The organism is Polaribacter irgensii 23-P, assembly GCF_000153225.1.
In the GTDB taxonomy this organism is placed as follows: Bacteria; Bacteroidota; Bacteroidia; order Flavobacteriales; family Flavobacteriaceae; genus Polaribacter; species Polaribacter irgensii.
In genome coordinates this window covers 314,640-339,325 of sequence record NZ_CH724148.1, presented here as the reverse complement: position 1 = coordinate 339,325, position 24,686 = coordinate 314,640, and the positions used below count along the sequence as shown (strand labels likewise).

The window sequence follows — 24,686 nt, the reverse complement described above, 5'->3', positions numbered from 1 at the left end:
GTTTAGCGGCATGCATTCCAAATGATATCTTTTGGAGTGGGCGCAGTAATTGCTATTTCTTCTTTAGAAACGGGGTGCGTGAATTTTATTTTACGAGCATGTAAACTTATGCTTCCGTCTTTGTTTGATCGCGAAGCTCCATACTTCAAATCGCCCTTGATCACACTTCCAATATGTGACAACTGGGTTCTAATTTGGTGGTGTCGGCCGGTTTCTAAGTCTATTTCGAGCAAACAATAACTTTCTAGCTTTTGAAGAATTTTGTAGTGTAAAACTGCTTTTTTACACCCTTCGATCTCTTTCTTGTACACAAAAGATTTATTCTTTTTTGTGTCTTTTTTTAAGAAGTTTGTAATCGTGTCAGTGGCTTTAATCGGTGCATTTTTTACAAGTGCCCAATAGGTTTTATCAATAACTTTGTCCCGTAGCATTTTATTCAGACGGGTCAATGCTTTAGAGGTTCTTGCAAAAATTACAATACCAGAAGTAGGTCTGTCTAATCTGTGAACGGTACCGATAAAAACTTCGCCAGGTTTGTTGTATTTTTCTTTTATGTATTCTTTGATCACATCACTTAAAGGCTTGTCGCCGGTTTTGTCACCCTGCGTAATATCACCAGCTCTTTTATTTATAATAATAATGTGGTTGTCTTCAAATAAAACTTGTAAGTTCTCTTTTGTGGAGTTCATAGGATACTTAAATAATACGATGTGTTGGTTCGATGCTTATTTAAAATCTTTGGCAACATCTTCATTTACACCGTCAATGAAGTTTAAAAACTCTGTTCTTCCCAAGCTAGTGTTAGAGGAGGTTAGAAAGGATGTGGGCAACGTTTCCCAATGTTGTAATAATTTCTTTTTGTAGGAGGTAATTTGTTTGTTTAATTTAGAGCTTCCTAATTTGTCTGCTTTTGTGAAAATAATACAAAAGGGTATTTGATTTTCACCAAGAAATTGCATGAAGTCTAAATCTATTTTTTGAGGATCGTGTCTGGAATCAATAAGCACAAAAGTACAAACTAGTTGTTCTCTTTCTTTAAAGTAATTTTCGATGAAATATTGGAAAATCACTCTTTTCTTCTTTGAAACTGAAGCGTATCCATAGCCAGGTAAATCGACTAAGAACCATTCCTCATTTATTTTAAAATGATTTATAAGTTGTGTTTTTCCTGGCTTTCCAGAGATTTTAGCCAAGTCTTTCCGTTCCATTAGCATATTAATCAATGAAGATTTACCCACATTAGAACGTCCAATAAAAGCATATTCTGGCATTCTTTCGGTGGGGGCTTTCATAACATTGCTGTTACTCATTATAAATTCTGCCGACTTAATTTTCATTAATTTATATATTTCTGGATTTCAACCAGTTGTGAAGAATTGTATTGAATTCTTGAGGTCTTTCCATCATAGCAGCGTGCCCACATTGGTCAATCCAAAAGAGATCGGAATCTGGCAGTATTTTATGAAAATCCACAGCCACTTCTGGGGGAGTTACAACATCTTGTCTTCCCCAAATTAAACAGGTAGGTTGTTTCATTTTCGGCAAGTCACCAGACATATTATGTCTAATAGCACTTTTTGCAATAGCTAAAGTTCTAATAACGGAGCTTCGGTCATTTACAATTTTAAAAATATCATCAACCATTTCTTTCGTCCCTATTGCTGGGTCGAAAAAGACACCTTGTGTTTTTTCTTTGATGTATTCATAGCTTCCTCGTTTTGGAAAGCTATCACCCATCGCTTTCTCATACAGACCAGAACTGCCAGTTAGTATAAGAGCTTGTACTTTTTCTTGGTGGTGTTTTGTAAAGTATAAACCAATATGTCCTCCTAAAGAATTCCCTAACAGAATTACTTTATCTAATTTCTTTAGTTCAATAAAATCAACTAAAAAATCAGCTAAATTCTTAACATTAGTTTTTAGCAATGGAAGTGAATACAAAGGTAATTCAGGAATTAGTACCTGGTAACCACTATTGGAGAAGTGTTCAAAGGTATCTTCAAAATTACTTAAGGCCCCCATTAAGCCATGTAAAACAATAATAGGAGGACCTTCTCCTGCCTCTGCATATGTGAATTTCCCCTCAGTCTTTAACTTATCAGTCATCATTAAATTCGGATTACTTAAACGCAAATGTAATTCTTTTTTATAACATAAATATCTTTTATGTAGATCACATTATCTGCGCATTTGAAGGCAGTGAACTCCCCTTTTTAAGAGTGAATTCATTTACTTATTAACAATGTGGTGAAATGTGGTAAAAAGTGGTATTATTTATATATTTTTGATATCTATTAAATAGTTTATTCGTGATAAATCTAATTGGTACATATGAATGTAAAGCAGATGCTAAAGGCCGGGTGTTATTCGCATCTGCGCTTAAAAAGCAATTGCAACCAGTTTTAAATGAGGGGTTTGTCATAAAAAGAGCTGTTTTTCAACCTTGTTTAGAATTGTATTCTATGGAAGAGTGGCAGCTAATAATGAGTAAGATTAACAAGTTAAATAAGTTTGTTAAGAAGAATAACGACTTTATTAGAAGGTTTACTGCCGGTGTAAAAATAGTTGAATTTGACTCCGCAGGACGAGTTTTGATTCCTAAAGATTTAGCTGATTTTGCAGGGATTAAAAAACAGGTTGTGTTGTCCTCTGCAGTCAATATAATAGAGATTTGGGATAAAGATAATTACGAAAAAGCAATTGATGCTGCTGCTTTAGATTTTGCAGCATTGGCTGAGGAGGTAATGGGAAATACAGAATTCGATGAAATATCATAGTCCAGTTTTATTAAAAGAAAGTGTTGATGCTTTAGCGATCAAAGAAAATGGCATTTATGTAGATGTTACTTTTGGTGGTGGTGGTCATTCTAAAGAAATTCTAAGTCGTCTTGGTGATTCGGGAAGACTGTTTGGTTTTGATCAAGACCCCGATGCTTTAGAAAATATAATTGAGGATGCTCGTTTTACTTTAATTCCAGAAAATTTTAGATATATCTCAAGGTTTCTAAGATTTCACGGAGTAAAAAAAGTAGATGGTATTTTAGCTGATTTAGGAGTTTCTTCTCATCAATTTGACGAGGCTGATAGAGGTTTTTCTACCCGTTTTGACGGTGACTTAGATATGCGGATGAATCAGAAATCTAAAGTTTCTGCCAAGGAGGTTATTGGTACGTACTCAGAAGAAAAATTAGCAGAAATTTTGTTTTTGTACGGAGAATTAAGAAACTCTAGAAATATTGCAAAAACCATTGTAGAGAAAAGACAAGAAGAGAAAATAGAAACAAGTTTCCAATTAAAAGAGGCACTTCAGAAGTATTTGCCAAATGCTGTAGAACACAAAATATTAGCGCAGATATTTCAAGCTGTAAGAATTGAAGTAAATGAAGAATTAGAGGTGTTGAAAGAGTTTTTGTTGCAAACACCAAACTTGTTAAAAGAGAAAGGAAGGTTGAGCGTTATTTCTTACCATTCTTTAGAAGATAGACTGGTGAAAAGATTTATTAGAACAGGCCTTTTTATAGGTGAGCCAGAAAAAGATTTTTTTGGAAATATAGAGGTTCCCATGCAAAAAGTAGGGAAATTAATAGTACCCGATGCCAAGGAGGTTAAAGTAAATAACAGGGCCCGCAGTGCTAAATTAAGAATCGCAACTTTAAAAAAGTAAAATGTCTAAAATTAAAAAAGGAGTGTATGGTTTTCTGAGAGGAAGTTTCCTTACAGATGAATCTGCTTTTAAAAATTGGCGTGTTTTCATTTTTGTAGTAGGCTTGCTTTTAATTATGATCTCTAGTGCTCACAATTCAGACAGAAAAGTAATTGCAATTTCAGAATTAAATAAGTTGAAAAGGGAGCTGAGAGCAGAATATGTGGATACTGGTACTATTTTGATGCGAATGAAAATGGAGTCGAATATCAGAGCGAAAGCAAAATTAAGAGGATTGCTGCCTTCTCAGACTCCTCCGAAGAAAATAAAAATAACGAATTAAAATAAGAAACATTGGCAACTCAGAAGAAAAACATTCTTACTAAATTCTACTTGGTAGCGGTTTTTATGACGTTTTTTTTATTGGCAATAATTTTTAGAGTGATCAATCTCCAGTATGTCCAGGGGGATACTTACAGGAAATTAGCAACAGAACTGACAATTAGACAAGATACAATATACGCAAACAAAGGAAACGTATATGCAGCAGACGGTAATTTGTTGGCAACATCCATGTCTAAATTCAATATTTTCATGGACTTAGTCACTGTAGATGAGGCCATTTTTGAAAAGCATGTTAAAGGGTTGTCCGTTGAGCTTTCAAGGATGCTAGGGTCTTCGGCAAGCTACTATGAAAAAACTTTAAGAAGGGCCAAGAATAAAAAAAGACGCTATTTTTTAATTACAAGAAACATAGGATATACAGATTATCTCAAGATGAGAGAGTTCCCAATTTTTAACCTCGGGGTTTATAAAGGAGGGTTTATCGCAAAGCAGCGCACGGAAAGAGCGCATCCTATCGGGAAAATAGCAGAGCGCACAATTGGGTATGATGATTTTAGAGGTGGAGCTGGAATTGAAGGGGCATTTGCAGCATATATGAAAGGTGAAAACGGATTGAGATGGGAGCAGAAAATTGCTAAAAACCAATGGAAACCAATTGCAGATTACAATGAAAAAGAACCCATTGATGGACATGATATCATTACGACCATCGATGTGAATATTCAAGACATTACACACCATGCCTTGTTGAGTCAGTTGGAATATTTTGATGCAGAACACGGTTGTGCAGTTGTGATGGAGACAGCATCTGGAGAAATCAAAGCAATCTCCAATTTAGGAAGAACTAAAAAAGGTACGTACTACGAAAAACGAAACTATGCTGTTTGGGAAAGTCATGAGCCAGGTTCGACTTTTAAAGTAGCAAGTTTAATGGCCGCTTTAGATGATCAGTTGATTGATACCGCTACCGTTGTAGATACTGAAAAAGGCAGGATTTATATTCATGGTTCAAAGGTTGAAGACTCGCATCAAGGGGGGTACGGTAAGATATCTGCTGCGAGAGTGTTAGAGGTTTCTTCTAATGTAGGAATTGTGAAATTAATTAAAAAGCAGTACGATCATCAACCTGAGAAATTTATCAAGAAAATAGAGGCGTATGGATTCACAGAACCAATCGGTTTTGAAATCAAGGGTGAGGGAATACCAATAGTACCCGTACCCTCAGATAAAAGATGGAATAAAATCTCGTTAGAATGGATGTCTTGGGGTTATGGGATTTCAGTGACTCCCATGCAAATACTTATGTTTTATAATGCTATTGCAAATAATGGAATAATGGTGAAGCCTCGTTTTATAAAAGAATTAAGAAGGCAGGACGCAACGGAAAGGCTTTTTAAGACCGTTATTGTAAATCCGAAAATTGCCTCGGAGACTGCATTGAGAAAAGTGAGAAAGGTATTGGAAAATGTAGTAGTTCGAGGAACGGCAAGTAATATTTATTCTTCCAATTTTTCTATGGCAGGAAAAACAGGAACTGCCAAAAAATACCTTCCAAAACACATTGATAAAAATGGTGAAAAAGTGGCTGCGGGCTATTCTAACAAGCGTTACGTTGCTTCTTTTGCTGGGTTTTTTCCCGCAGACAATCCGAAGTATTCTTGTATCGTGGTTATTCACGATCCCAAGAAAGAAAAAGGGTATTATGGAGCCACCGTTGCAGCGCCAGTATTTAAAGAAATTGCCCAAAAAATATACACAACAACTCCTTTAGATAGTGAGGTTGTAAGTGAAAAGGCAAGGTTTGTTGAAATAGAGAAAGCATATTTTGAATATGAAGATAGTCTAGAGGAATACGACAATTCAATACCTAATGTTAAGGGGATGTCTGGGATGGATGCAGTGTCACTATTAGAAAATATTGGTTTAAAAGTGAAAATTTCTGGTGTTGGTAAAGTGCAATATCAATCCTTGGAAAAGGGAGCGGAATTAATAAAAGGAAAAACGATTACTTTAAAATTATCATAGTTTGAAAAATTTAAAAGACATACTATACAAGGTTTCCGCTAATAAAATTTTTGGTGAGACAAATATTGTCGTAAAAAACCTTGTTTTTGATTCTAGAAAAGCAGCATGTAATACCGCTTTTATTGCGTTAAAAGGAGTTGCAATAGATGGTCATCTATTTATAGACAAGGCAATTAATTTGGGTGCAATCGTAGTTGTTTGTGAGGATTTTCCCAAAGAACAAAAAGAGGGGGTGACCTACATTCAAGTATCGGACACAAAAATTGCTTTGGCAATTATGGCCTCAAACTTTTATGACAATCCTTCTTCAAAAATCCCTTTGATTGGTGTAACGGGTACGAATGGGAAAACAACGGTAGCTTCGCTACTATATCAATTATTCAAAAAGGCAGGGTATAAGGTTGGTTTGCTGTCTACAGTGAAGGTGCTTGTAGATGAAACCGAGTTCAAGGCTACACATACTACGCCAGATTCTGTTACAATCAATTCGTATCTAGACAAAATGATTGATGCTGGTGTTGATTTTTGTTTTATGGAGGTGAGTTCTCATGGAATTCATCAAAAAAGAACGGAAGGTTTAACGTTCGCTGGTGGAGTTTTTACAAATCTGTCGCACGACCATCTAGATTATCACGACACTTTTGCAGCATACAGAAACGTAAAAAAACACTTTTTTGACACCTTGCCAAAATCTGCCTTTGTACTTGCGAACATAGATGACAAAAATGGGCGTTTTATGTTGCAGAACTCTAAAGCAATTAAGAAAACATACGCTCTAAAAACGGCTGCTGATTATAAAGTTAAAATTTTAGAAAAACAATTGTCTGGAACTTTGATTGCTTTGGATGGTACCGAGGTTTGGATAAAATTAATTGGAGTTTTTAACATTTATAATGTAACAGCAGTTATTGCAACAGCAGAATTATTAGGTTTAGAAAAGCTTGAGATTTTAACGATATTGAGTGCGCTGGAAAGTGTAAGTGGGCGTTTTGAATATGTGATTTCACAAGATGGGGTGACAGCAATAGTAGATTATGCACACACACCAGATGCCTTAAAAAATGTGTTAGAAACTATCAACGATATTAAGATTGGTGCTGAAAAGGTAATTACGGTCTTGGGTTGCGGGGGAGATCGGGACAAAACAAAAAGACCTAAAATGGCGCACATTGCTTCGCAATTAAGCAATCAGGTAATTTTTACGTCGGACAATCCGAGAACAGAAAATCCACAGACTATTTTAGAGGATATGGAAGCTGGTATTGCATTGCAAAACTATAAAAAGACACTTACAATTTTAGACAGAAAGCAGGCAATTAGAACGGCTTGTAAGTTTTCTGAACCTGGAGACATTTTACTTATTGCAGGAAAAGGGCATGAAAATTATCAAGAAACAAACGGAGTTCGAATTCATTTTGACGACTTAGAGGAAGTGAAAAATTGTTTTAATCAACTAAAAAATAAGTAAAAATGCTGTATTATTTATTCGAATATCTAGAAAGCCAATTTAGTTTCCCAGGAGCTAGTGTCTTTCAATTTATTACATTTAGAGCGGCGGCAGCTTTCATTTTATCATTGCTCATTTCGGCAATTAATGGAAAGGTAATTATTAAATTTTTGCAAAAGCAACAGGTAGGTGAATCTGTTAGAGATTTAGGCTTGGCAGGACAGGTTCAAAAGTCAGGAACCCCAACTATGGGAGGCATTATTATAATTTTAGCCACTTTAATTCCGGTATTTTTATTAGCCAAATTAGATAATATCTACGTTATTATCCTAATAATTACGACCGTATGGATGGGTTTGATCGGGTTTTTAGACGATTATATTAAAGTATTTAAAAAAGACAAAGCGGGCTTAAAAGGAAAGTTCAAAGTCCTTGGACAAGTGGGATTGGGTATTATTGTAGGTTCTATGCTTTATTTTCATGAAGATGTAACCATTAAAGAGCAATTGCCAGCTGCACAGCAAATAGCTCAAGAGAATGGTAGAAAAACTGTTTTTGGAGCCGCACACAAATCAACTAAAACAACAGTTCCTTTTTTAAAAGACAATGAATTAGACTATACAGAAGCCCTTCGTTTTTTAGGGACCGGGTATGAGGAATATGGTTGGATCATTTTTATTTTCATCGTTGTTTTCATCGTTACAGGTATTTCTAATGGTGCAAATTTAACAGATGGAATCGATGGCTTGGCTGCGGGTTCTTCAGCAATCATGGTGGTTACTTTAGCTGTTTTTGCATGGGTCTCTGGGAACATTGTTTTCGCAGATTATTTAGATGTCATGTACATCCCGAACTCTGGAGAAATGACCGTTTTTATTCTTGCCTTTGCAGGCGCTTTAATAGGCTTTCTTTGGCATAACACCTATCCTGCCCAAGTATTTATGGGGGACACTGGGAGTTTAACGATTGGTGGAATTATTGCTGTGATTGCAATTGCAATTCGAAAAGAATTGTTGCTGCCGATACTTGCAGGGATTTTTGTAATTGAAAACCTCTCTGTAATCATTCAAGTTTTTTGGTTTAAATACACAAAAAGTAAGTTTGGTGAGGGTAGAAGAGTGTTTAGAATGGCCCCATTACATCACCATTACCAGAAGTTAAGCTTCCATGAAAGTAAAATTGTGGTTCGTTTTTGGATTATTGGGATTCTTTTAGCGGTGCTTACAATTGTTACGTTAAAGTTGAGGTAGAAAAATTAAGAACTGATAGCATTTAGCAAGATATAAAAATGAAGAACCAAGAAGTACAAAAACAAATAGTGTCAAGCTCTTTTGGAGCGAAGATGCTTGTGGTTCTTGGCGCCGGTGAAAGTGGGGTTGGTACCGCTCTTTTAGGAAAACAAAAAGGGTATAAAGTTTTTGTTTCCGACCGTGGTAAAATAGGTAAAAAGTATAAAGATATTCTTTTAAATAATGAGATTGAATTTGAAGAATTTACGCACACAGAGCGTATAATTTTAGCAGCAGATGTGGTTATGAAAAGTCCTGGCATTCCGGAAACAGTTCCTTTGGTTTTAAAATTAAAAGCCAATGGGATCAGTGTCATATCAGAAATTGAATTTGCAGCAAAGTATACGTCAGCAACAATTGTAGGGATTACCGGCTCAAATGGAAAAACCACTACCACAATGTTGGTGCATCGTATTTTAAAAGATGCGGGATTGAACGTAGGTCTTGCAGGCAATATCGGGGTCAGTTTTGCACAGCAAGTTGCGGAGGTCTCTCATGAAAACTATGTCGTAGAGTTGAGTAGTTTTCAATTAGATGGCATTGAGAAGTTCAGCAGTCATATCGCAATTTTAACAAACATAACTCCAGATCATTTAGACAGGTACGAGTATGATTTTGAAAAATATGTGGCGTCAAAGTTTAGAATTACACAAAATCAAAAAGAAAGCGATTACCTCATTTATGACGCAGACGATATCGCAATAAATACGTGGCTAAAACAGCACAAGATAAAAGCAAAATTAGTACCATTTTCATTAAAAAAAGAACTCGCATACGGCGCTTTCTTAAAAGGCAATAACATAATAATCAATATTAATAAAGAAACAATAAAGATGCCAATATCAACGATAACAGTGAAAGGAAAACACAATGTTAAAAATACAATGGCAGCAACAATGGCTGCGCAGTTATTACAGATTAGAAAAGAGGCAATTAAAGAAAGTTTGGCGAATTTCGAGGGCGTAGAACATCGTTTAGAAAATGTTGCCAAAGTAAAAGGAGTGGAATATATAAATGATTCAAAAGCAACCAATGTAAATGCAACTTTTTATGCTTTGGAATGCATGGATCGGCAAACGGTATGGATTGTTGGAGGTGTAGACAAAGGAAATGATTACAATGATTTACTTCCGTTGGTTAGAGAGAAAGTAAAAGCAATTGTTTGTTTAGGTGTTGACAATCAGAAAATAAAAGACATGTTTGGCAATGTGGTCGATATTGTTGTGGAAACTGCAGGAGCAGAGGAGGCTGTAAAAGTGGCGCACAAATTAGCCGAGGATGGAGATGCCGTGTTGCTTTCTCCAGCATGTGCAAGTTTTGATTTGTTTGAAAATTATGAAGACAGGGGACGTCAGTTTAAAAGTGCTGTAAGAAATCTGTAAAAAAGTTGAGGGCAAGTCTTCGCTCTCTAGTTAAAATATAACACACTAAGAATTTAGTACTTTTTAATGAAAAATATTTTTCAACATATAAAAGGAGATAGAACTATTTGGGCGATTTTTGCAGCTTTGGCAATTTTCTCATTTATGCCTGTTTATAGTGCAAGTACAAACTTGGTCTATGTAGTAGGTTCGGGCTCAACATTTGGATATTTACTAAAGCATATGGCTTTATTAATTATGGGTTTTGCAGTGCTTTACGGCGTGCATAAAATTCCATATCGATATTTTTCTGGTGGATCTGTTTTGATGATGCCTGTTGTGATTGTTTTGTTGATTTATACATTGGCGCAAGGAACAACGATTAGTGGTGCAAATGCAAGTAGATGGATTCGTATTCCATTTGTCGGTATCGGTTTTCAAACATCGACACTGGCAGGTCTTGTTTTGATGGTTTTTGTAGCGAGATATTTGGCAAGAAATAAAGAAAAAGAGGTTGTTTTTAAGGAAAGTCTAGTGCAGTTGTGGTTGCCAGTAAGTTTGGTTTTACTCTTAATTTTACCAGCTAATTTCTCTACGACCGCAATTATTTTCACAATGATCTTATTACTTGTTTTTGTAGGCGGATATCCCCTAAAATACATAGGATTTATTTTAGTTTCTGGTATTTTAGCACTTTCTTTTTTCGTTTTAATAGCAAAAGCTTTTCCGGATGCAATGCCAAATAGAGTTCAAACTTGGCAAAGCAGAATTATGAGTTTTTCAAGTACAGAAGGGAAAGAAGCGTATCAGGTAGAAAAATCAAAAATTGCGATTGCTACGGGTGGTCCTGTAGGCGTTGGTCCGGGGAAAAGTATACAGAAAAACTTTTTACCACAATCATCATCAGATTTTATATATGCGATTATTGTAGAAGAATATGGTCTTTTAGGAGCAATTTCAATTGTCTTTATATACTTTTTGTTACTTTTTAGAGTTTTTGTGGTACTCAGAACAACAACTACAATTTTTGGAATGTTGTTGGTCATTGGTGTCGGTCTGCCCATTGTTTTTCAGGCCATCATAAACATGGCTGTGGCGGCGAGTTTATTTCCGGTAACTGGACAAACATTGCCATTGATTAGTAGTGGAGGAACTTCTATTTGGATGACTTGCTTTGCGCTTGGAATGATTTTAAGTGTGAGCGCTTCTAAACAAGAAACAGAAGAAGATATTTTAGATGACAATCCCTTAGATATATTACATGAAACAATATAGCATAAGCGCATTAAAAAGTATATGGAATAATAGCATGCATAACCGATTTATAAAATAATAAAGTTTAGATGAAAAATTCGATGCGCATATTAATTTCTGGAGGCGGAACAGGGGGACATATTTATCCTGCAATTGCGATTGCAAATGAGATAAAGGTGAGACATCCCAATGCAGAATTCTTATTTGTGGGTGCGAAGGATAAAATGGAAATGGAAAAAGTTCCACAGGCAGGATACGAGATTAAAGGTTTGTGGATTGCGGGTATACAGAGAAAAATAACATACAAAAACATTGTATTTATATTTAAATTGATTCACAGTTTGTGGAGTGCAGCTAATATAATTCGAAAGTTCAAACCAGATATTGCAATTGGTACAGGTGGTTTTGCTAGCGGTCCCGTATTAATTATGGCGGGTAGGAAAGGGATTCCTACACTGATTCAGGAGCAGAATTCATATCCAGGAATCACGAACAAATTATTGAGTAAGAAAGCGAAAAAGATTTGTGTTGCGTACGATTATTTAGAGCGTTTTTTCCCAAGTGATAAAATTATTAAAACAGGAAACCCCGTGCGACAGGATTTGCTATCAATCCACTTAAAAAGGGAGGATGGGCAAGCTTTCTTTGAAATTGACAAAACAAAAAAAACGCTTTTAATTCTTGGAGGAAGTTTAGGTGCTAGGAAAATAAATGAATTCGTAGAAAATAATTTAGAGTTTTTAAAAAGTAAAGAAATTCAAGTCATTTGGCAGTGTGGTAAAATTTATTTTGAAGAATATAAAAAGTACAATGCACTTAAAAACGTTCAGGTGCACGAATTTATAAATAGGATGGATTACGTGTATGCAGCTGCGGATATTATTATATCTAGAGCAGGTGCAAGTTCTGTTTCTGAACTTTGTATTGTGGGGAAACCTGTGCTTTTTATTCCATCACCAAACGTGGCAGAAGACCATCAAACAAAGAATGCAAAATCTATTGTTGAGAAACATGCAGCAATACGAATAGCAGAGGACGAGTTAGCTACTTTTCCCGTAGTTTTTGAATCTTTGATTCAGGATATTGGAAAGCTGGAAAGCCTGTCAGAGAGTATAAAAGGATTGGCCCTTCCAGGGGCAACCAAAGACATCGTTGATGAAATTGAAAAATTGATAAGGAATTGAATTTAAAAAATATACAGAACGTTTATTTTGTCGGAGTTGGTGGCATTGGGATGAGTGCAATTGCACGTTATTTCGTCGCGAACGGGAAAAAAACTGCAGGGTATGACAAAACGCCTTCTTCGATTACAAAAGAGTTAGAGCATCTCGGTGTTGCCATTAACTATGAAGATGTTGTAAGAAATATTTTACCTCCTTTTCTAGACAAAAAGAAAACACTGGTTATCTATACTCCCGCGGTTTCAAAAAATCATACGCAACTTAATTATTTTTTAGAACAGCAGTTTGCTGTGTTCAAAAGAGCTGAAATTTTAGGTAAAATTACCGAAAGTACATTCTGTTTAGCCGTTGCAGGAACGCATGGAAAAACAACAACTTCTGCGATTCTAGGTCATATTATGGTCACTGCCAATGCAACCTCTTTTTTAGGCGGTATTGCGGAAAACTATAACGCTAACTTGATTTTAGGAGGTGATACAATTAGTGTGGTAGAAGCAGATGAGTTTGATCGTTCTTTTTTGCAATTAAGCCCCAATATTGCATGTGTAACTTCGATGGATGCCGACCATTTAGATATTTATGAAAATCCAGAAGCACTCACGGCTTCCTTTATAGAGTTTGCAAGCAGAGTGACCCAAACGCTAATAGTTGCAAAAGGACTTCCTTTAAAAGGCTTGACATATGCAATAAATGAGCCTGCAGATTATAGGGCTTTCAATTTAAGAATTGAAAGTGGTACTTGTCTTTTTGACATTGCAACTCCAAGTTCAATAATTGAAAAAATTTCATTTGATGTTCCCGGGCGTCATAATATTATGAATGCTTTAGCGGCGATCGCAATGGCAGATGTCTATGGCATTTCTTTAGAAAACATAAAAAAATGTTTGGAAACTTTTAAAGGGGTTGCTCGTAGGTTTTCCTATAAAATTAAAACAGAAAATTTTGTACTAATTGACGATTATGCTCACCATCCGACGGCAATATATGCTGTTGAAAGTTCTGTAAGAGAAATGTATCCTGATGCTGAAATTTTGGTTGTTTTCCAGCCGCATTTGTATTCAAGAACACGAGATTTTATTGATGATTTTGCGCTGGCCTTAAATAAGTTTGACGCAATTTTATTGTTAGATATTTATCCAGCAAGAGAAATCCCTATTCCTGGAGTAGATTCAAGTTGGCTTTTGAGTAAAATTGAAAATCCGCATAAAAAATTGACACAGAAAAATAATCTGTTAAAAGATATTAAAAATTCTTCAGCAAAAGTAGTGGTTATGCTGGGTGCAGGAGATATCGGGGTATTGGTAGATGAGGTGTCTAATGAACTTTTAAAAGAGTTGCGCTATGAGATTTAAAAAAAGCTTGAAATATCTTTTTTTTATAGGTTTTATTGGGGTTTTAAGCTTTTTATATGGTTTCACTTCTAAGCGAAATAGTACAAAAAAAGTAACAGCGGTACGTGTGAGTTTTCAAGAAAATAAACGCAATTTTTTAACGCAGGAAATAGTTAACAAATTGTTAATACAAAATAATAAAACAGTGGTAGATCAACCAAAATCTGTGATAGATTTATATGGTCTAGAAAAGAAGATTTCTGAAAATCCATATGTTGAAAAAGTAGCTGTTTTTTTAACGATTGGAGGTGTGTTGAAATCAAAAGTTAAACAACGATTACCAATTGCAAGAATTACAGGGAATGGGACTTCTTATTACATTGATAAACAAGGTGTGAAAGTACCATTATCTTTAAATTATTCAGCTCGCGCATTGTTAGTTTCTGGCGTTGATAGCGCAGCAGATATTCAATTGATTTTGCCGCTGATATTTGCTATATTAGAAGATGATTTTCTTCAGAAAGAAGTAGTAGGAATTATAAAATCTGACGCCAATACATTTCAATTTTCAGTAAGAAGCGGAGATTATAAAGTAGATTTTGGCACTTTAGACAGAATGAAAATAAAATTTAGTATGTTGAAAGCATTTTACAATACTACTTTTAAAAATAAAACGATACAAGATTATAAAATGATTACTCTAAAATATCACAACCAAGTTGTGTGCACAAAATAAGTGAAAATGGAAGACAATAAAATAGCTGTTGGTTTAGATATTGGTACTACCAAAATTATTGCCATGATTGGTCGTAAAAATGAATACAATAAGATAGAAGTTATTGGTATTGGGAAAGCGAAAAGCCTCGGTGTAAAGCGTGGAGTTGTGAGTAATATTACCCAAACGATACAATCTATTCAGCAAGCTGTAGAAGAGGCAGAAAGTGTTTCTGGTATGAAAATAGAGGATGTTATTGTTGGGATTGCAGGTCAACATATTCGAAGTTTACATCATTCAGATTATATAACGCGAAACAATGCAGATGAAGTAATTGAAGAGGCTGATATTGAAAATTTGGTAAACCAGGTACATAAATTAGTGATGTTGCCAGGAGAAGAAATTATTCATGTGTTACCGCAAGAGTTTAAAGTAGATTCGCAAGCAGATATTAAAGAGCCAATAGGAATGTATGGTGGGCGTTTAGAAGCAAATTTCCACGTAGTTGTGGGGCAAGTTTCATCGATTAGAAACATTGGACGTTGCGTAAAAAGTGCAGGTTTAGAATTAAGCGATATTACTTTAGAACCTTTGGCTTCGGCTTCTGCCGTATTGAGTTTAGAAGAGAAAGAAGCCGGAGTTGCTTTGATAGACATTGGGGGTGGTACGACAGATTTGGCTATTTTTAAAGACGGAATTATCCGGCATACTGCGGTCATTCCATTTGGAGGAAATGTAATTACAGATGATATAAAAGAAGGTTGTTCAATTATAGAGAAGCAAGCAGAGCTGTTAAAAATTAAGTTTGGTTCTGCCTGGCCTGGAGAGAATAAAGAAACAGAAATTGTTTCTATCCCAGGCTTAAGAGGAAGAGAACCAAAAGAGATTACATTAAAAAATTTATCAAAAATTATACATGCAAGGGTTCAGGAAATCATAGAGCAGGTATATCTAGAAATAAAGAATTATGGGCATGAAACTGCAAAAGGTAAATTAATTGCAGGAATTGTCTTAACAGGTGGAGGTGCACAATTAAAGCACTTACGCCAGTTGGTAGAGTACATCACAGGTATGGATGCACGAGTGGGATTTCCAAACGAACATTTGGCAGGGGATTCAGATGAGGCTTTGTCAAGTCCAGCGTACGCTACAGCTGTGGGTTTATTAATGGAAGGACTAAATAAAGAATTTAAAGGAGAAGCTGTTGTTGAAGAGGTCTTGGATGAGGATGTGAGAAGCGAGCAAGAAGAAACAATCCCTCAAGTGCAGCAAGAAAAGCCAAAACCTGTAAAAAAAAGACCCTTTTTTGAAAAATTTATTGAAAGTTTAAAAGATTTTTTAGACAATGCAGAGTAATTGTAATGTGAGAAGCAGAATAAAGAAGAATAAATAAGAAAATATTAAATTATAACAGAGACGTTATTATGAGCGCAGAATTCGATAATATTTTATTTGACATGCCAAAAACGAAATCGAATACGATTAAGGTTATTGGTGTTGGTGGAGGAGGAAGTAATGCAGTAAATCACATGTATACCCAACAAATAAGAGGTGTAGACTTTGTGATCTGCAATACAGATGCACAAGCTTTAGAAAATAGTCCAGTTCCTAATAAAATTCAGTTAGGAGCAAACCTTACTTCTGGTTTGGGAGCAGGAGCAAATCCAGAAATCGGTGCACAAGCAGCCAAAGAGAGCATGCAAGAAATTCAGCAAATGTTAAATAACCAAACAAAAATGGTGTTTATAACTGCAGGAATGGGAGGCGGAACAGGAACAGGGGCAGCACCAATCATTGCAAAAATTGCAAAAGACATGAACATTCTTACGGTGGGTATCGTAACAATGCCATTTGCTTTTGAAGGAAGAAGACGCTCTGCACAGGCACAGTTGGGAATAGATCAATTGCGACAAAATGTCGATTCTTTAATTGTAATTAATAACAACAAATTAAGAGAGGTATATGGGAATCTTGGTTTTAAAGCTGGCTTTTCAAAGGCAGACGAGGTTTTATCTACTGCTTCCCGTGGAATTGCAGAAGTAATTACACATCATTACAAACAAAATATTGATTTACATGATGCTAAGACGGTACTTTCTAACAGTGGAACTGCGATTATGGGTTCTGCCAAAGAAGCTGGTGTAGATAGAGCAAAAACGGCGATTGTAAAAGCGTTAGATTCACCATTGTTAAATGATAACAAAATTACAGGTGCTAAAAATGTGCTGCTGTTGATTGTTTCTGGCACCAATGAGGTAACGTTAGATGAAATAGGAGAAATTAACGACTTTATTCAAGATGAAGCAGGTTACGATGCCAATATTATTATGGGAATTGGCGAGGATGAGGAGTTAGGAGATTCAATCGCTGTGACCATTGTTGCGACGGGTTTTGCAAAAGACCAGCAAAGTACAATAACAAATACAGAAGTTAAAAAAATTGTACACACTTTAGAGGACGAGCAAAAAGCGACTTATAATTTTGAGCACAAAACGACGTCTCTAGGGACTGCGATAGACCAATCAATCGCTGCAGTTTCTGATCAGAAAGTAGTACATGCTTTGGAGGAGGATGTTGCAACTAAAGCCGAGCAATCAATGCCTGAAATGGATTTAATTCCGACTTCTGAGAATATTTCAAATACCGATGTTTCTCATAATGAGGTTTATTTAGCATTGGAGTCTGAAGAAGATTTTATTATTACAAATATTACTCCAGTAGAGGAAAAGATCGATGAAGCTCCAGAACAAATACAAGCAGATTTATTATTTGATTTACCATTAAATACATACACAGAGGTCAAGTTCGCCGAAGAAGTGAAATATACACAAAATGAAAAGCTTGCTATAGATATCAATAGTATTGAGGTTGTTGAGGAAGAAGAAATTGTTTCTGAGCCTAAGGCAGAGGAGAGACGTTTTGTGTTAGAAGATTTCGACGCAAAGCCCACTATTGGAAAAAGTTCTCAGATAGCAGTAAAACAAATACAGGTTGAAGCTGTTGAAGAAGAAATTCAATTTGAATTAAAAACAAGAGTGCCGCAGTCAGAGATAAACGCGATTGAAACAAGAAGTGAAGAAGTTTCTCCTTTAGATTTGACAATTCTCGAACTTCAAAAAAGAGCGCAGGAGAGACGCGAAAAAATGAAGGGATTCAACTATAAGTTCAACGATCAACTTAGTAAAAATATAGATGAAATTGAGCGGCAGCCGGCTTATAAAAGACAGGGGTTAGATTTGAATGTAGATGCGCCAATTAGTAGGTCTAAAACAGCGATTCAAACAGATGAGGATGGTATAAATTTTAAATCGAACAACTCATTTTTACATGACAATGTAGATTAATAATTATTTTTCTCAGTATAATAAAACCGCATTAAAATTAATTTGATGCGGTTTTCTAATTTTTGATACGTATTTACTTCTTTTTAGTGATTTTGGAATGGGAGGTGTAGGAGCATTGTTATTTTTAGGTCTTTTTCCCAAGTAGCTTTGTTTAATAATAAATGCAGGTATTTGAATGTGTTTTGATGTTGATTGATTACATTTTCCTCTGCTAAGAACTCATGATTTACCAGCACCGTTTTCCTTAAGAATATAAAAAGTGGTTTGATTCAAAAAACGGCTTGTAGCAATTCGACAATTAAAATATCTAAGGGATGTTTTGGGTCACATGCGTTAACTCGTGTGTAAAGAGTTTATCTTCAGTTTTATTATATACGCAGTCTATTTTATGAATAAATATACAGTTCCGAAAAGTAGGTGGTAGAATTTGATCTTCGACCAGAATTAAGGTGGCCTTGCTATTTCTTTTTATGCTTATTTTAAATAAATTAACATGAAACCGAATTAAGAAGAGAACAGAAATTAATAGGTAAAACCAATAAATAGTTGCCAATAGTTAAGCGTAGCGTCTTTAATAATTATTTCGGAAGCAGTTACATAATCAGGACGTAAAAATATTTCATTGACCCTACAATTACTTACTTTGTGTTCGTCTTAACAGAGGCTAGCAGTACTAAAAATGAAAACAGAACACTTCCTAATAAATAAAAACGATTTAAGTGGTGTATCTTTTCTTTTTTTAGAGCACCGTGATAAAAAATTAATAATAAAGCCAAACAACTTGCAGATTTTAGTGGGTAGATTGTCATTTTTGTTGCTGTTTAATTTGATTGTCTATTATTTTTTTGAGTCTTCTAACTGCGCTGTCGTGAGATTGGTTTCTTTGATAAAGAAAGATGCAAACTGACTTGCAGAATCATTAAAAAAGTTTTTAATTAAACTATTTACATGCTTAGAAAAATAGTCGGGTTTTTAATCAGAGCAGTATATTTTCTAGATTTCTCGAACAATGAATACGTAATAAAACTTTTATCATGAATTCTTTTTAACAGGTTAGCTACCGTTTTAGTTGCTGGTCTTGGTTCTGAGAAATCTTCTAATAAATCTTAAAAAAAATGCTTTGTTACGTTTCCATAGATACTGCATTAATTATTCCTTGGTGTTAGAGGATTGCATGGTCCTAATAGTCTTTATTCTATATGTATAGAGCAAAATAATGAATTTTACACATTTAGAGAGTAGTAAGGTTTTTCTATCTTCGCATTTTTAATTGAGTGATATGAGAAAAGTAGTGTATGGAGTAATCCTTGTTTTATTATGTAATTGTAGTCCAAAACTATTTAAAGAAAAATGGACAAAAATTGAGGCACCTGAAACTTTTAAAGCGCGTTTTGAGACTACACAAGGAAACTTTGATATTGAAGCAAAAAGAGTGTGGTCTCCAAATGGTGTAGATAGATTGTTTCAATTAATTACAAAAAACTATTATCAAGATATTTCTATTTTTAGAGTAATTCCTAATTTTGTAGCGCAATTTGGAATTCACAATGATACGCTAGTAAATAGTAGTTGGGAGCGCAGTGGCATAGCCGACGAACCAGTAACTTTAAAAAGCGACGCGATGACAATTGCATTTGCTAGAGGCGGTGTAAAAAGTCGGTCTAATCAAATATTTATCAATTTAAAAGACAATTACCGTCTAGATAAACTGGCGTATTCTGGTGTTATAGGATTTCCCGTAGTGGCAAGAGTAATTGCTGGAAAAGAGAATGTTTTAAAGTTTTACGATGGTTATGGAGGGCAGCTAGGAAGAAAACAAGAAGCGATTTCAAAGTTTGGAAATGAATTTATACGCGAGAAATACCCGAAAACAGATTTCATTATAAAAGCATACATTTTAAAATAATATTTTGTTTTAAATAGTAGGTTGGATTAATCTACTTTTTTATTAAAAACATAGAAATTTTCATCAATTAGAAAACTAGTACCGGCTGATTTTAGCGCTAAACTTTTCCAATTACTTGCTGGGTAGATCCATTTTTCTTTACCATTAATAGTAGTTTTTAAAGGCATTTCAAAATTAGGAACTGTATTCGTCCAACGATATTTTAAAGTGTCGTTTTCAATTTTGTGGGCAAGAGTTGGTATCTTAATAGTTCTTAAATATTGATTGAAAAATGGATTCAAATCAAAACCAGTTTCTGTACTTAAAAAATCTTCTATCTGTTTTGTCTTGACTGTTTGATGATAAAATTGAGCATTCATTTTTCTAAGAATAAGGCGCCATTTTTTGTCATTATCAATTAGTTGCCTTAAGGTGTGTAATAGGTTTCCACCTTTATTGTACATATCTGATGATCCACTTTTATTTACATTGTAGGTGCCAATAATAGGTGTTTTATTGGCAATCGATTTTCGAAGACCAATCACATATTCAGACGCTGCTTTTTTACCATAATAATAGTCTAAAAATAGGCTTTCAGAATAGTTGGTAAAACTTTCATGAATCCACATATCTGCGGCATCGATGTCTGTAATGTTATTTGCAAACCACTCATGACCAGATTCGTGAATAATTATAAAATCGAATTTTAACCCCCAACCTGTGCCGGATAAATCGCTCCCTAAATACCCTTGTTTAAATTCATTTCCATAGGTGACTGAACTTTGGTGTTCCATCCCCAAATAAGGAACTTCTACGAGCTTATAACCATCTTTATAGAAAGGATAGGGTCCAAACCAATGCTCAAAAGCCTTCATCATTTTGGGAGCATCGGTAAATTGTTTTTTTGCCTTTGCGAGATTGTATTTTAGCACATAATAATCCATGTCCAAAGGACCCTTTTCTCCATCAAAGGTCTCAGAAAAATGAGTATAATCTCCAATATTTACATTTACGCCATAATTGTTTATTGGATTATTTACAAACCAGTTGTACGTTTTAGTAGTGCCATGGTCTTCTATACTTTCCAATCTACCATTAGAAACATCCATTAAATGACTGGGAACTGTAACGCTAATCCGCATGCTTTTTACTTCGTCATACATATGGTCTTTGCAGGGCCACCAAACACTCGCACCCAAGCCTTGACAGGAAGTGGCTATAAAGTGATTGCCATTTTTGTCTTTTTTCCATGAAAATCCGCCATCCCAAGGAGCGTTAACAGCTTCTTTCGGATTGCTTTCATAGTGCACAATAATACTCTCTGTGTTGCCAATTACCTGTGCTTTTGTAAGTTTAATAAAGTGCGCATTTCCTTCATGAATAATCGCTAATTCTTTGCCATCTTGCGTAACTTTTGTCATCTGCAAGGGTGTTTGCAAATCAATTTGCATTGTCTGGTACACATTTAAAACGGTATATTTAATTGTGTTTTTTCCTGAAATATATTTTTTATCAGGTGCTACAGTGACCTCTAAGTGATAATAGGTCAAATCCCACCAAACTCTTTCGGGTGTTATAGAGCCTCTCAGTGTATCTTGTCTTGAAAAAATATCTTTTTCAGTTAACAAACCTTGTGCTTGAAGATTTAAAGAACAAATAACGATAAAAAAGAGGTGCAGATAAAAGGGATGTTTCATGTTATAATTTTATTAAATTATAGTTCGGACTGTTTTAACCGAGGTCTTGATGTTTATAATTCCTGTTTAAGCAAGCGTTATAAGCATGTTATTTTAACTGAAAACCTTTTGCTGGTTTTGCGTCCAATAAATGAGTTACAAAATAATCCCAACGTTTTCTAGTCATGTATTTTGTCATATTTCCATAGCCGTGTCTCTGATTTGGATAAAAAATCATATCAAAATCTTTGTTTGCTTTAATTAAGGCCTCAACGACTAACAATGTGTTTGAAGGGGGGACATTATCATCCATAGTTCCATGTGTAATTAACAATTTCCCTTTTAGATCTTTCGCAAATAATTGATTTGCTTGATTGTCATAATTTGTAGTTCCGTCTGTTTTTCCCTCCATATTGCCGGCAATGAGAAGTCCTTGCCATTTTTCTCCCCAATCTGCCTCATAATTTCTATTGTCGTGATTTCCTGAACCAGAAACTGCAACGTCATAAAACTCAGGATATGTAAAAACAGCTCTTGTAGATGCAAATCCGCCACCAGAATGGCCCCAGATTCCAACTTTTTCAAGATCCATTCCTGGATATTTTTCTGCAAGTTGTTTAATTGCAGTAATATTATCTGGTAAACCATTATCGCCCATATTTCCATAATAGGCATCATGAAAAGATTTAGAACGCATTGGTGTTCCCATAGCGTCAACAGCAACTACCATAAAACCTAACTCTGCAACTGCTTGAAAATCTCTCCAAACAGGTTTAAAACGATAATCACCGACACTCCCAGATTGTGGCCCCGGATAAATATAATTTAAAACAGGGTATTTTTTTGTGGCATCGTAATCAGAAGGAATACACATAATTCCATAAATATCTGTTTTTTCATCACGTGCTTTGACAGAAAACTCAATGGGCTCTTGCCAGTTATTTTCTTTTAATACAGAAATATCGGCCGTTTCTAAATTCATGATTTCTTCTCCATTCCCATTTCTTAAAACAGCAATTGGTGGGTTGGTAGTTGTTGAGTAGGTGTCAACCAACAGCGAGTAATCATCTGAAAAGGTGACCGTATGTGTTCCTTTAGAAGGGGTTAAATTGGTGATAATACTGCCGTCAAAATTTATTTTGTAATGGTAATCATGATACGGGTTTCCCGTTTCTTTTCCACCTGCAGAAAAATAAATGAATCTATTTTCTGTATCAATATGTTGGACTTGCTTTACAATAAAAGTACCAGAAGTAATTTGATTTTTTAGCTTTTTAGTTTCCAGATCATACAAGTAAATATGGCCCCAATTTGTTTTTTCTGAATACCAGATAAATTCATTGGAGTCAAATAAGACTTTCCAGTTTTCATGATTAACTCCAGATTCATAGTAGGTGTCCACTTCTTCTTTATGGATAGAGGTAACAATACCTGTATTGGCGTCAGCAATTTGTAAATGCGCAATTTTGTGATCTCTAGAACCGGAAACAAATGCAAATTTTATTCCTTCCTCACTCCATTGTGCATCTAATAATTCATTACTTCTATCGGCAATATGGTCCGTTGTAGAGCCTCTTTGAAGATCTGGAGCCATTTTTAAACGCACTACTTTTGGTCTTTTTCCCAAATGAATAATAACACGTTCAATTTTGAATATTTCTGTATCTCCAGGAAGTGGATGTTTCCAGGCCTCTAATCTCGGGTGGCCGACGTTTGTAGAGGTTAAATACATCATACCAACGCCTCTAGCATCTTGCTGAAAGGTGGCAATCTTATCAGAATTTGGAGACCATTTTAAAACAGCTCCATCGCTCTTAGTCCAACCTGCATTGTTAGTGGCGTAGCCATAGTCTTTTTTACCATTAAAAGTAAGTTGTGTTTTCTTATTCGTTTCTATATTTCGAATCCAAAGATTAAAATTATTTATATATGCAGCTAGCTTGCCGTTTGGAGAAACGTGTTCATTTTTACTTGCACTTTTTCTTCCTGATGAAACTGCAGACAGTGAAAACAATTCTAAATGGTAGGAATATTTTTGTTTGGAAGCTGTAAAATAGAGCTGTTTTAAATTTTTAGAAAAAGAAATATTTGAAATTGGTAAAGCCGTTGCTTTTATTTTTTGGTTCATTTCTAAGGACAATACTTTAGCTAATTTTTTATGGTCAAATGCAGCTTCTTTTGTCTTAGAGGTGACATCCACGAGAACGAACTTTTTTCCGTCCTTGTTTGTGGTTGAATAAAATAGTTTATTTCCATTTACAAATGAACGTTCAGAAACTTGGTTGTAAACCAAAGAATACAAATTTCTGTCCATATGTTTTGCTGCGGCTTCATATTCTGCAACAGTAAATTGTTTTCGTTCTTTCGAATTAGAACAATTTACCAGCAACATAAAAAAGATACCAAACAGTACTATCTTCGGTAGGGCTATTTTCATAAGATTTCTAGTTATTTTTTTTTGACAATTCAGTGAAATATTTATAAAAATACGGAATGGTCTCAATACCTTTAAGGTAATTCCAGATTCCAAAGTGCTCGTCTGGAGAATGAATAGCATCAGAATCTAAGCCAAATCCCATTAAAATTGTTTTACTTTTTAGATGTTGTTCAAACAAAGCAACAATAGGAATACTCCCCCCACTTCTTTGTGGAATTGGTGTTTTACCAAAACTAGTTTCATACGCTTTGCTTGCTGCTTGGTAAGCGATGTTATCTGTAGGAGTTACATAACCTTGGCCCCCATGATGTGGTTTTACCACGACTTTTACAGCTGCTGGCGCGATACTTTCAAAATGATTTTTGAATAATTCGGTGATTTCTCTCCAATCTTGGTTTGGTACCAAACGCATCGAAATTTTCGCAAATGCTTTGCTTGCAATGACCGTTTTTGCACCCTCGCCAATATATCCTCCCCAAATTCCGTTTACATCTAAGGTAGGTCTTATGGAGTTTCTCTCATTCGTCGAATATCCATTTTCACCATAAACAGCTCCAATTGCTATAGATTTTTCGTAGTTTTTTAAAGAAAAAGGAGCTTTTGCCATTACTGCTCTTTCTGTTGTAGACAATTCTTCTACATTGTCATAAAAGCCAGGTATGGTAATGTGATTGTTTTCGTCATGCAAAGAAGCAATCATTTTGTAAATATTGATGGGATTTGCACAGCACCCCATACAGCAGATGCAATCTCT

General features: G+C 35.1%; 20 protein-coding genes. 14 read left to right on the top strand and 6 right to left on the bottom strand.

What is annotated here, in order from left to right; all coding sequences use genetic code 11:
- Positions 1-2: 2 nt before the first annotated feature.
- From PI23P_RS01445 to PI23P_RS01435, 3 genes are read right to left on the bottom strand one after another with little or no spacing between them, the layout of a single operon-like run.
- A complete protein-coding gene (locus tag PI23P_RS01445; protein WP_004568925.1) occupies positions 3-689 on the bottom strand; it encodes an RluA family pseudouridine synthase in 687 nt (228 codons plus the stop codon).
- A 36-nt stretch (positions 690-725) separates the two neighbouring features.
- Positions 726-1,337: a ribosome biogenesis GTP-binding protein YihA/YsxC gene (gene yihA, locus PI23P_RS01440; protein ID WP_004568924.1), complete on the bottom strand. Its 612-nt coding sequence runs from the start codon at positions 1,335-1,337 to the stop codon at positions 726-728.
- Positions 1,338-1,341: 4 nt separating this feature from the next.
- On the bottom strand, positions 1,342-2,106 hold the full coding sequence (locus PI23P_RS01435; protein ID WP_004568922.1) for an alpha/beta fold hydrolase: 765 nt from the start codon (positions 2,104-2,106) through the stop codon (positions 1,342-1,344).
- Between the two features lie 203 nt (positions 2,107-2,309).
- On the opposite strand from PI23P_RS01435, the gene PI23P_RS01430 reads away from it, so the two are divergent.
- The 14 genes from PI23P_RS01430 to PI23P_RS01360 all read left to right on the top strand — a co-directional run bounded on the left by PI23P_RS01430 (position 2,310) and on the right by PI23P_RS01360 (position 19,840).
- Positions 2,310-2,777 carry a division/cell wall cluster transcriptional repressor MraZ gene (locus PI23P_RS01430; RefSeq protein WP_004568921.1) on the top strand — a complete coding sequence of 156 codons (468 nt, stop codon included), beginning with the start codon at positions 2,310-2,312 and terminating at the stop codon, positions 2,775-2,777.
- A complete protein-coding gene (gene rsmH, locus PI23P_RS01425; protein ID WP_004568920.1) occupies positions 2,764-3,663 on the top strand; it encodes a 16S rRNA (cytosine(1402)-N(4))-methyltransferase RsmH in 900 nt (299 codons plus the stop codon). The genes PI23P_RS01430 and rsmH overlap by 14 nt, the downstream gene beginning before the upstream one ends.
- Position 3,664: 1 nt before the next feature.
- Entirely contained in the window at positions 3,665-3,985 is a 321-nt protein-coding gene (locus tag PI23P_RS01420) for an FtsL-like putative cell division protein (protein WP_004568919.1), read from the top strand.
- Positions 3,986-4,050: 65 nt separating this feature from the next.
- Positions 4,051-6,012: a penicillin-binding protein gene (locus PI23P_RS01415; RefSeq protein ID WP_004568918.1), complete on the top strand. Its 1,962-nt coding sequence runs from the start codon at positions 4,051-4,053 to the stop codon at positions 6,010-6,012.
- 1 nt (position 6,013) lies between these two features.
- The gene (locus PI23P_RS01410; RefSeq protein WP_004568917.1) at positions 6,014-7,480 is read left to right on the top strand and encodes a UDP-N-acetylmuramoyl-L-alanyl-D-glutamate--2,6-diaminopimelate ligase; all 1,467 of its coding nucleotides are present in this window, start codon (positions 6,014-6,016) and stop codon (positions 7,478-7,480) included.
- 2 nt (positions 7,481-7,482) lie between these two features.
- Positions 7,483-8,709, top strand: a complete 1,227-nt coding sequence (mraY, locus tag PI23P_RS01405) for a phospho-N-acetylmuramoyl-pentapeptide-transferase (RefSeq protein ID WP_004568916.1) — start codon at positions 7,483-7,485, stop codon at positions 8,707-8,709.
- 38 nt (positions 8,710-8,747) lie between these two features.
- Complete coding sequence (gene murD, locus PI23P_RS01400; RefSeq protein WP_004568915.1) at positions 8,748-10,130, top strand: UDP-N-acetylmuramoyl-L-alanine--D-glutamate ligase; 1,383 nt, start codon at positions 8,748-8,750, stop codon at positions 10,128-10,130.
- Between the two features lie 66 nt (positions 10,131-10,196).
- Positions 10,197-11,384 (top strand): FtsW/RodA/SpoVE family cell cycle protein, encoded by a 1,188-nt coding sequence (locus tag PI23P_RS01395; protein ID WP_004568914.1) that lies wholly within the window; start codon positions 10,197-10,199, stop codon positions 11,382-11,384.
- A gap of 68 nt (positions 11,385-11,452) precedes the next feature.
- Positions 11,453-12,547 (top strand): undecaprenyldiphospho-muramoylpentapeptide beta-N-acetylglucosaminyltransferase, encoded by a 1,095-nt coding sequence (gene murG, locus PI23P_RS01390; protein ID WP_004568913.1) that lies wholly within the window; start codon positions 11,453-11,455, stop codon positions 12,545-12,547.
- Positions 12,544-13,896 (top strand): UDP-N-acetylmuramate--L-alanine ligase, encoded by a 1,353-nt coding sequence (murC, locus tag PI23P_RS01385; RefSeq protein WP_004568912.1) that lies wholly within the window; start codon positions 12,544-12,546, stop codon positions 13,894-13,896. The genes murG and murC overlap by 4 nt, the downstream gene beginning before the upstream one ends.
- A complete protein-coding gene (locus PI23P_RS01380; protein ID WP_004568911.1) occupies positions 13,886-14,611 on the top strand; it encodes a cell division protein FtsQ/DivIB in 726 nt (241 codons plus the stop codon). Before murC ends, PI23P_RS01380 begins: the two co-directional genes overlap by 11 nt.
- Positions 14,612-14,617: 6 nt before the next feature.
- Positions 14,618-15,946 carry a cell division protein FtsA gene (gene ftsA / locus PI23P_RS01375; protein ID WP_004568910.1) on the top strand — a complete coding sequence of 443 codons (1,329 nt, stop codon included), beginning with the start codon at positions 14,618-14,620 and terminating at the stop codon, positions 15,944-15,946.
- Between the two features lie 68 nt (positions 15,947-16,014).
- Positions 16,015-17,934 (top strand): cell division protein FtsZ, encoded by a 1,920-nt coding sequence (ftsZ, locus tag PI23P_RS01370; RefSeq protein WP_004568909.1) that lies wholly within the window; start codon positions 16,015-16,017, stop codon positions 17,932-17,934.
- A 1,279-nt stretch (positions 17,935-19,213) separates the two neighbouring features.
- Positions 19,214-19,840, top strand: coding sequence for a peptidylprolyl isomerase (locus PI23P_RS01360; RefSeq protein ID WP_004568907.1), 627 nt, complete (start codon positions 19,214-19,216; stop codon positions 19,838-19,840).
- A gap of 26 nt (positions 19,841-19,866) precedes the next feature.
- Here PI23P_RS01360 and PI23P_RS01355 read toward each other — a convergent pair whose 3' ends face one another.
- From PI23P_RS01355 to PI23P_RS01345, 3 genes are all read right to left on the bottom strand, one after another.
- Positions 19,867-21,516, bottom strand: a complete 1,650-nt coding sequence (locus PI23P_RS01355; protein ID WP_004568906.1) for a M1 family metallopeptidase — start codon at positions 21,514-21,516, stop codon at positions 19,867-19,869.
- 88 nt (positions 21,517-21,604) lie between these two features.
- The gene (locus tag PI23P_RS01350) at positions 21,605-23,932 is read right to left on the bottom strand and encodes a S9 family peptidase (RefSeq protein WP_004568905.1); all 2,328 of its coding nucleotides are present in this window, start codon (positions 23,930-23,932) and stop codon (positions 21,605-21,607) included.
- A 7-nt stretch (positions 23,933-23,939) separates the two neighbouring features.
- Positions 23,940-24,686, bottom strand: a 747-nt coding sequence (locus PI23P_RS01345) for a M20/M25/M40 family metallo-hydrolase (RefSeq protein WP_081439174.1), incomplete at its 5' end; no start/stop codon positions are given.

What these genes read in the sequence shown, in the direction of transcription:
- PI23P_RS01445 (WP_004568925.1), bottom strand. Translation starts at nt 689, where the DNA reads ATGAACTCCACAAAAGAGAACTTACAAGTTTTATTTGAAGACAACCAC.
- yihA (WP_004568924.1), bottom strand. Translation starts at nt 1,337, where the DNA reads ATGAAAATTAAGTCGGCAGAATTTATAATGAGTAACAGCAATGTTATG.
- PI23P_RS01435 (WP_004568922.1), bottom strand. Translation starts at nt 2,106, where the DNA reads ATGACTGATAAGTTAAAGACTGAGGGGAAATTCACATATGCAGAGGCA.
- rsmH (WP_004568920.1), top strand. Translation starts at nt 2,764, where the DNA reads ATGAAATATCATAGTCCAGTTTTATTAAAAGAAAGTGTTGATGCTTTA.
- PI23P_RS01420 (WP_004568919.1), top strand. Translation starts at nt 3,665, where the DNA reads ATGTCTAAAATTAAAAAAGGAGTGTATGGTTTTCTGAGAGGAAGTTTC.
- PI23P_RS01415 (WP_004568918.1), top strand. Translation starts at nt 4,051, where the DNA reads ATGACGTTTTTTTTATTGGCAATAATTTTTAGAGTGATCAATCTCCAG.
- mraY (WP_004568916.1), top strand. Translation starts at nt 7,483, where the DNA reads ATGCTGTATTATTTATTCGAATATCTAGAAAGCCAATTTAGTTTCCCA.
- murD (WP_004568915.1), top strand. Translation starts at nt 8,748, where the DNA reads ATGAAGAACCAAGAAGTACAAAAACAAATAGTGTCAAGCTCTTTTGGA.
- PI23P_RS01395 (WP_004568914.1), top strand. Translation starts at nt 10,197, where the DNA reads ATGAAAAATATTTTTCAACATATAAAAGGAGATAGAACTATTTGGGCG.
- murG (WP_004568913.1), top strand. Translation starts at nt 11,453, where the DNA reads ATGAAAAATTCGATGCGCATATTAATTTCTGGAGGCGGAACAGGGGGA.
- PI23P_RS01380 (WP_004568911.1), top strand. Translation starts at nt 13,886, where the DNA reads ATGAGATTTAAAAAAAGCTTGAAATATCTTTTTTTTATAGGTTTTATT.
- ftsA (WP_004568910.1), top strand. Translation starts at nt 14,618, where the DNA reads ATGGAAGACAATAAAATAGCTGTTGGTTTAGATATTGGTACTACCAAA.
- ftsZ (WP_004568909.1), top strand. Translation starts at nt 16,015, where the DNA reads ATGAGCGCAGAATTCGATAATATTTTATTTGACATGCCAAAAACGAAA.
- PI23P_RS01360 (WP_004568907.1), top strand. Translation starts at nt 19,214, where the DNA reads ATGAGAAAAGTAGTGTATGGAGTAATCCTTGTTTTATTATGTAATTGT.
- PI23P_RS01355 (WP_004568906.1), bottom strand. Translation starts at nt 21,516, where the DNA reads ATGAAACATCCCTTTTATCTGCACCTCTTTTTTATCGTTATTTGTTCT.
- PI23P_RS01350 (WP_004568905.1), bottom strand. Translation starts at nt 23,932, where the DNA reads ATGAAAATAGCCCTACCGAAGATAGTACTGTTTGGTATCTTTTTTATG.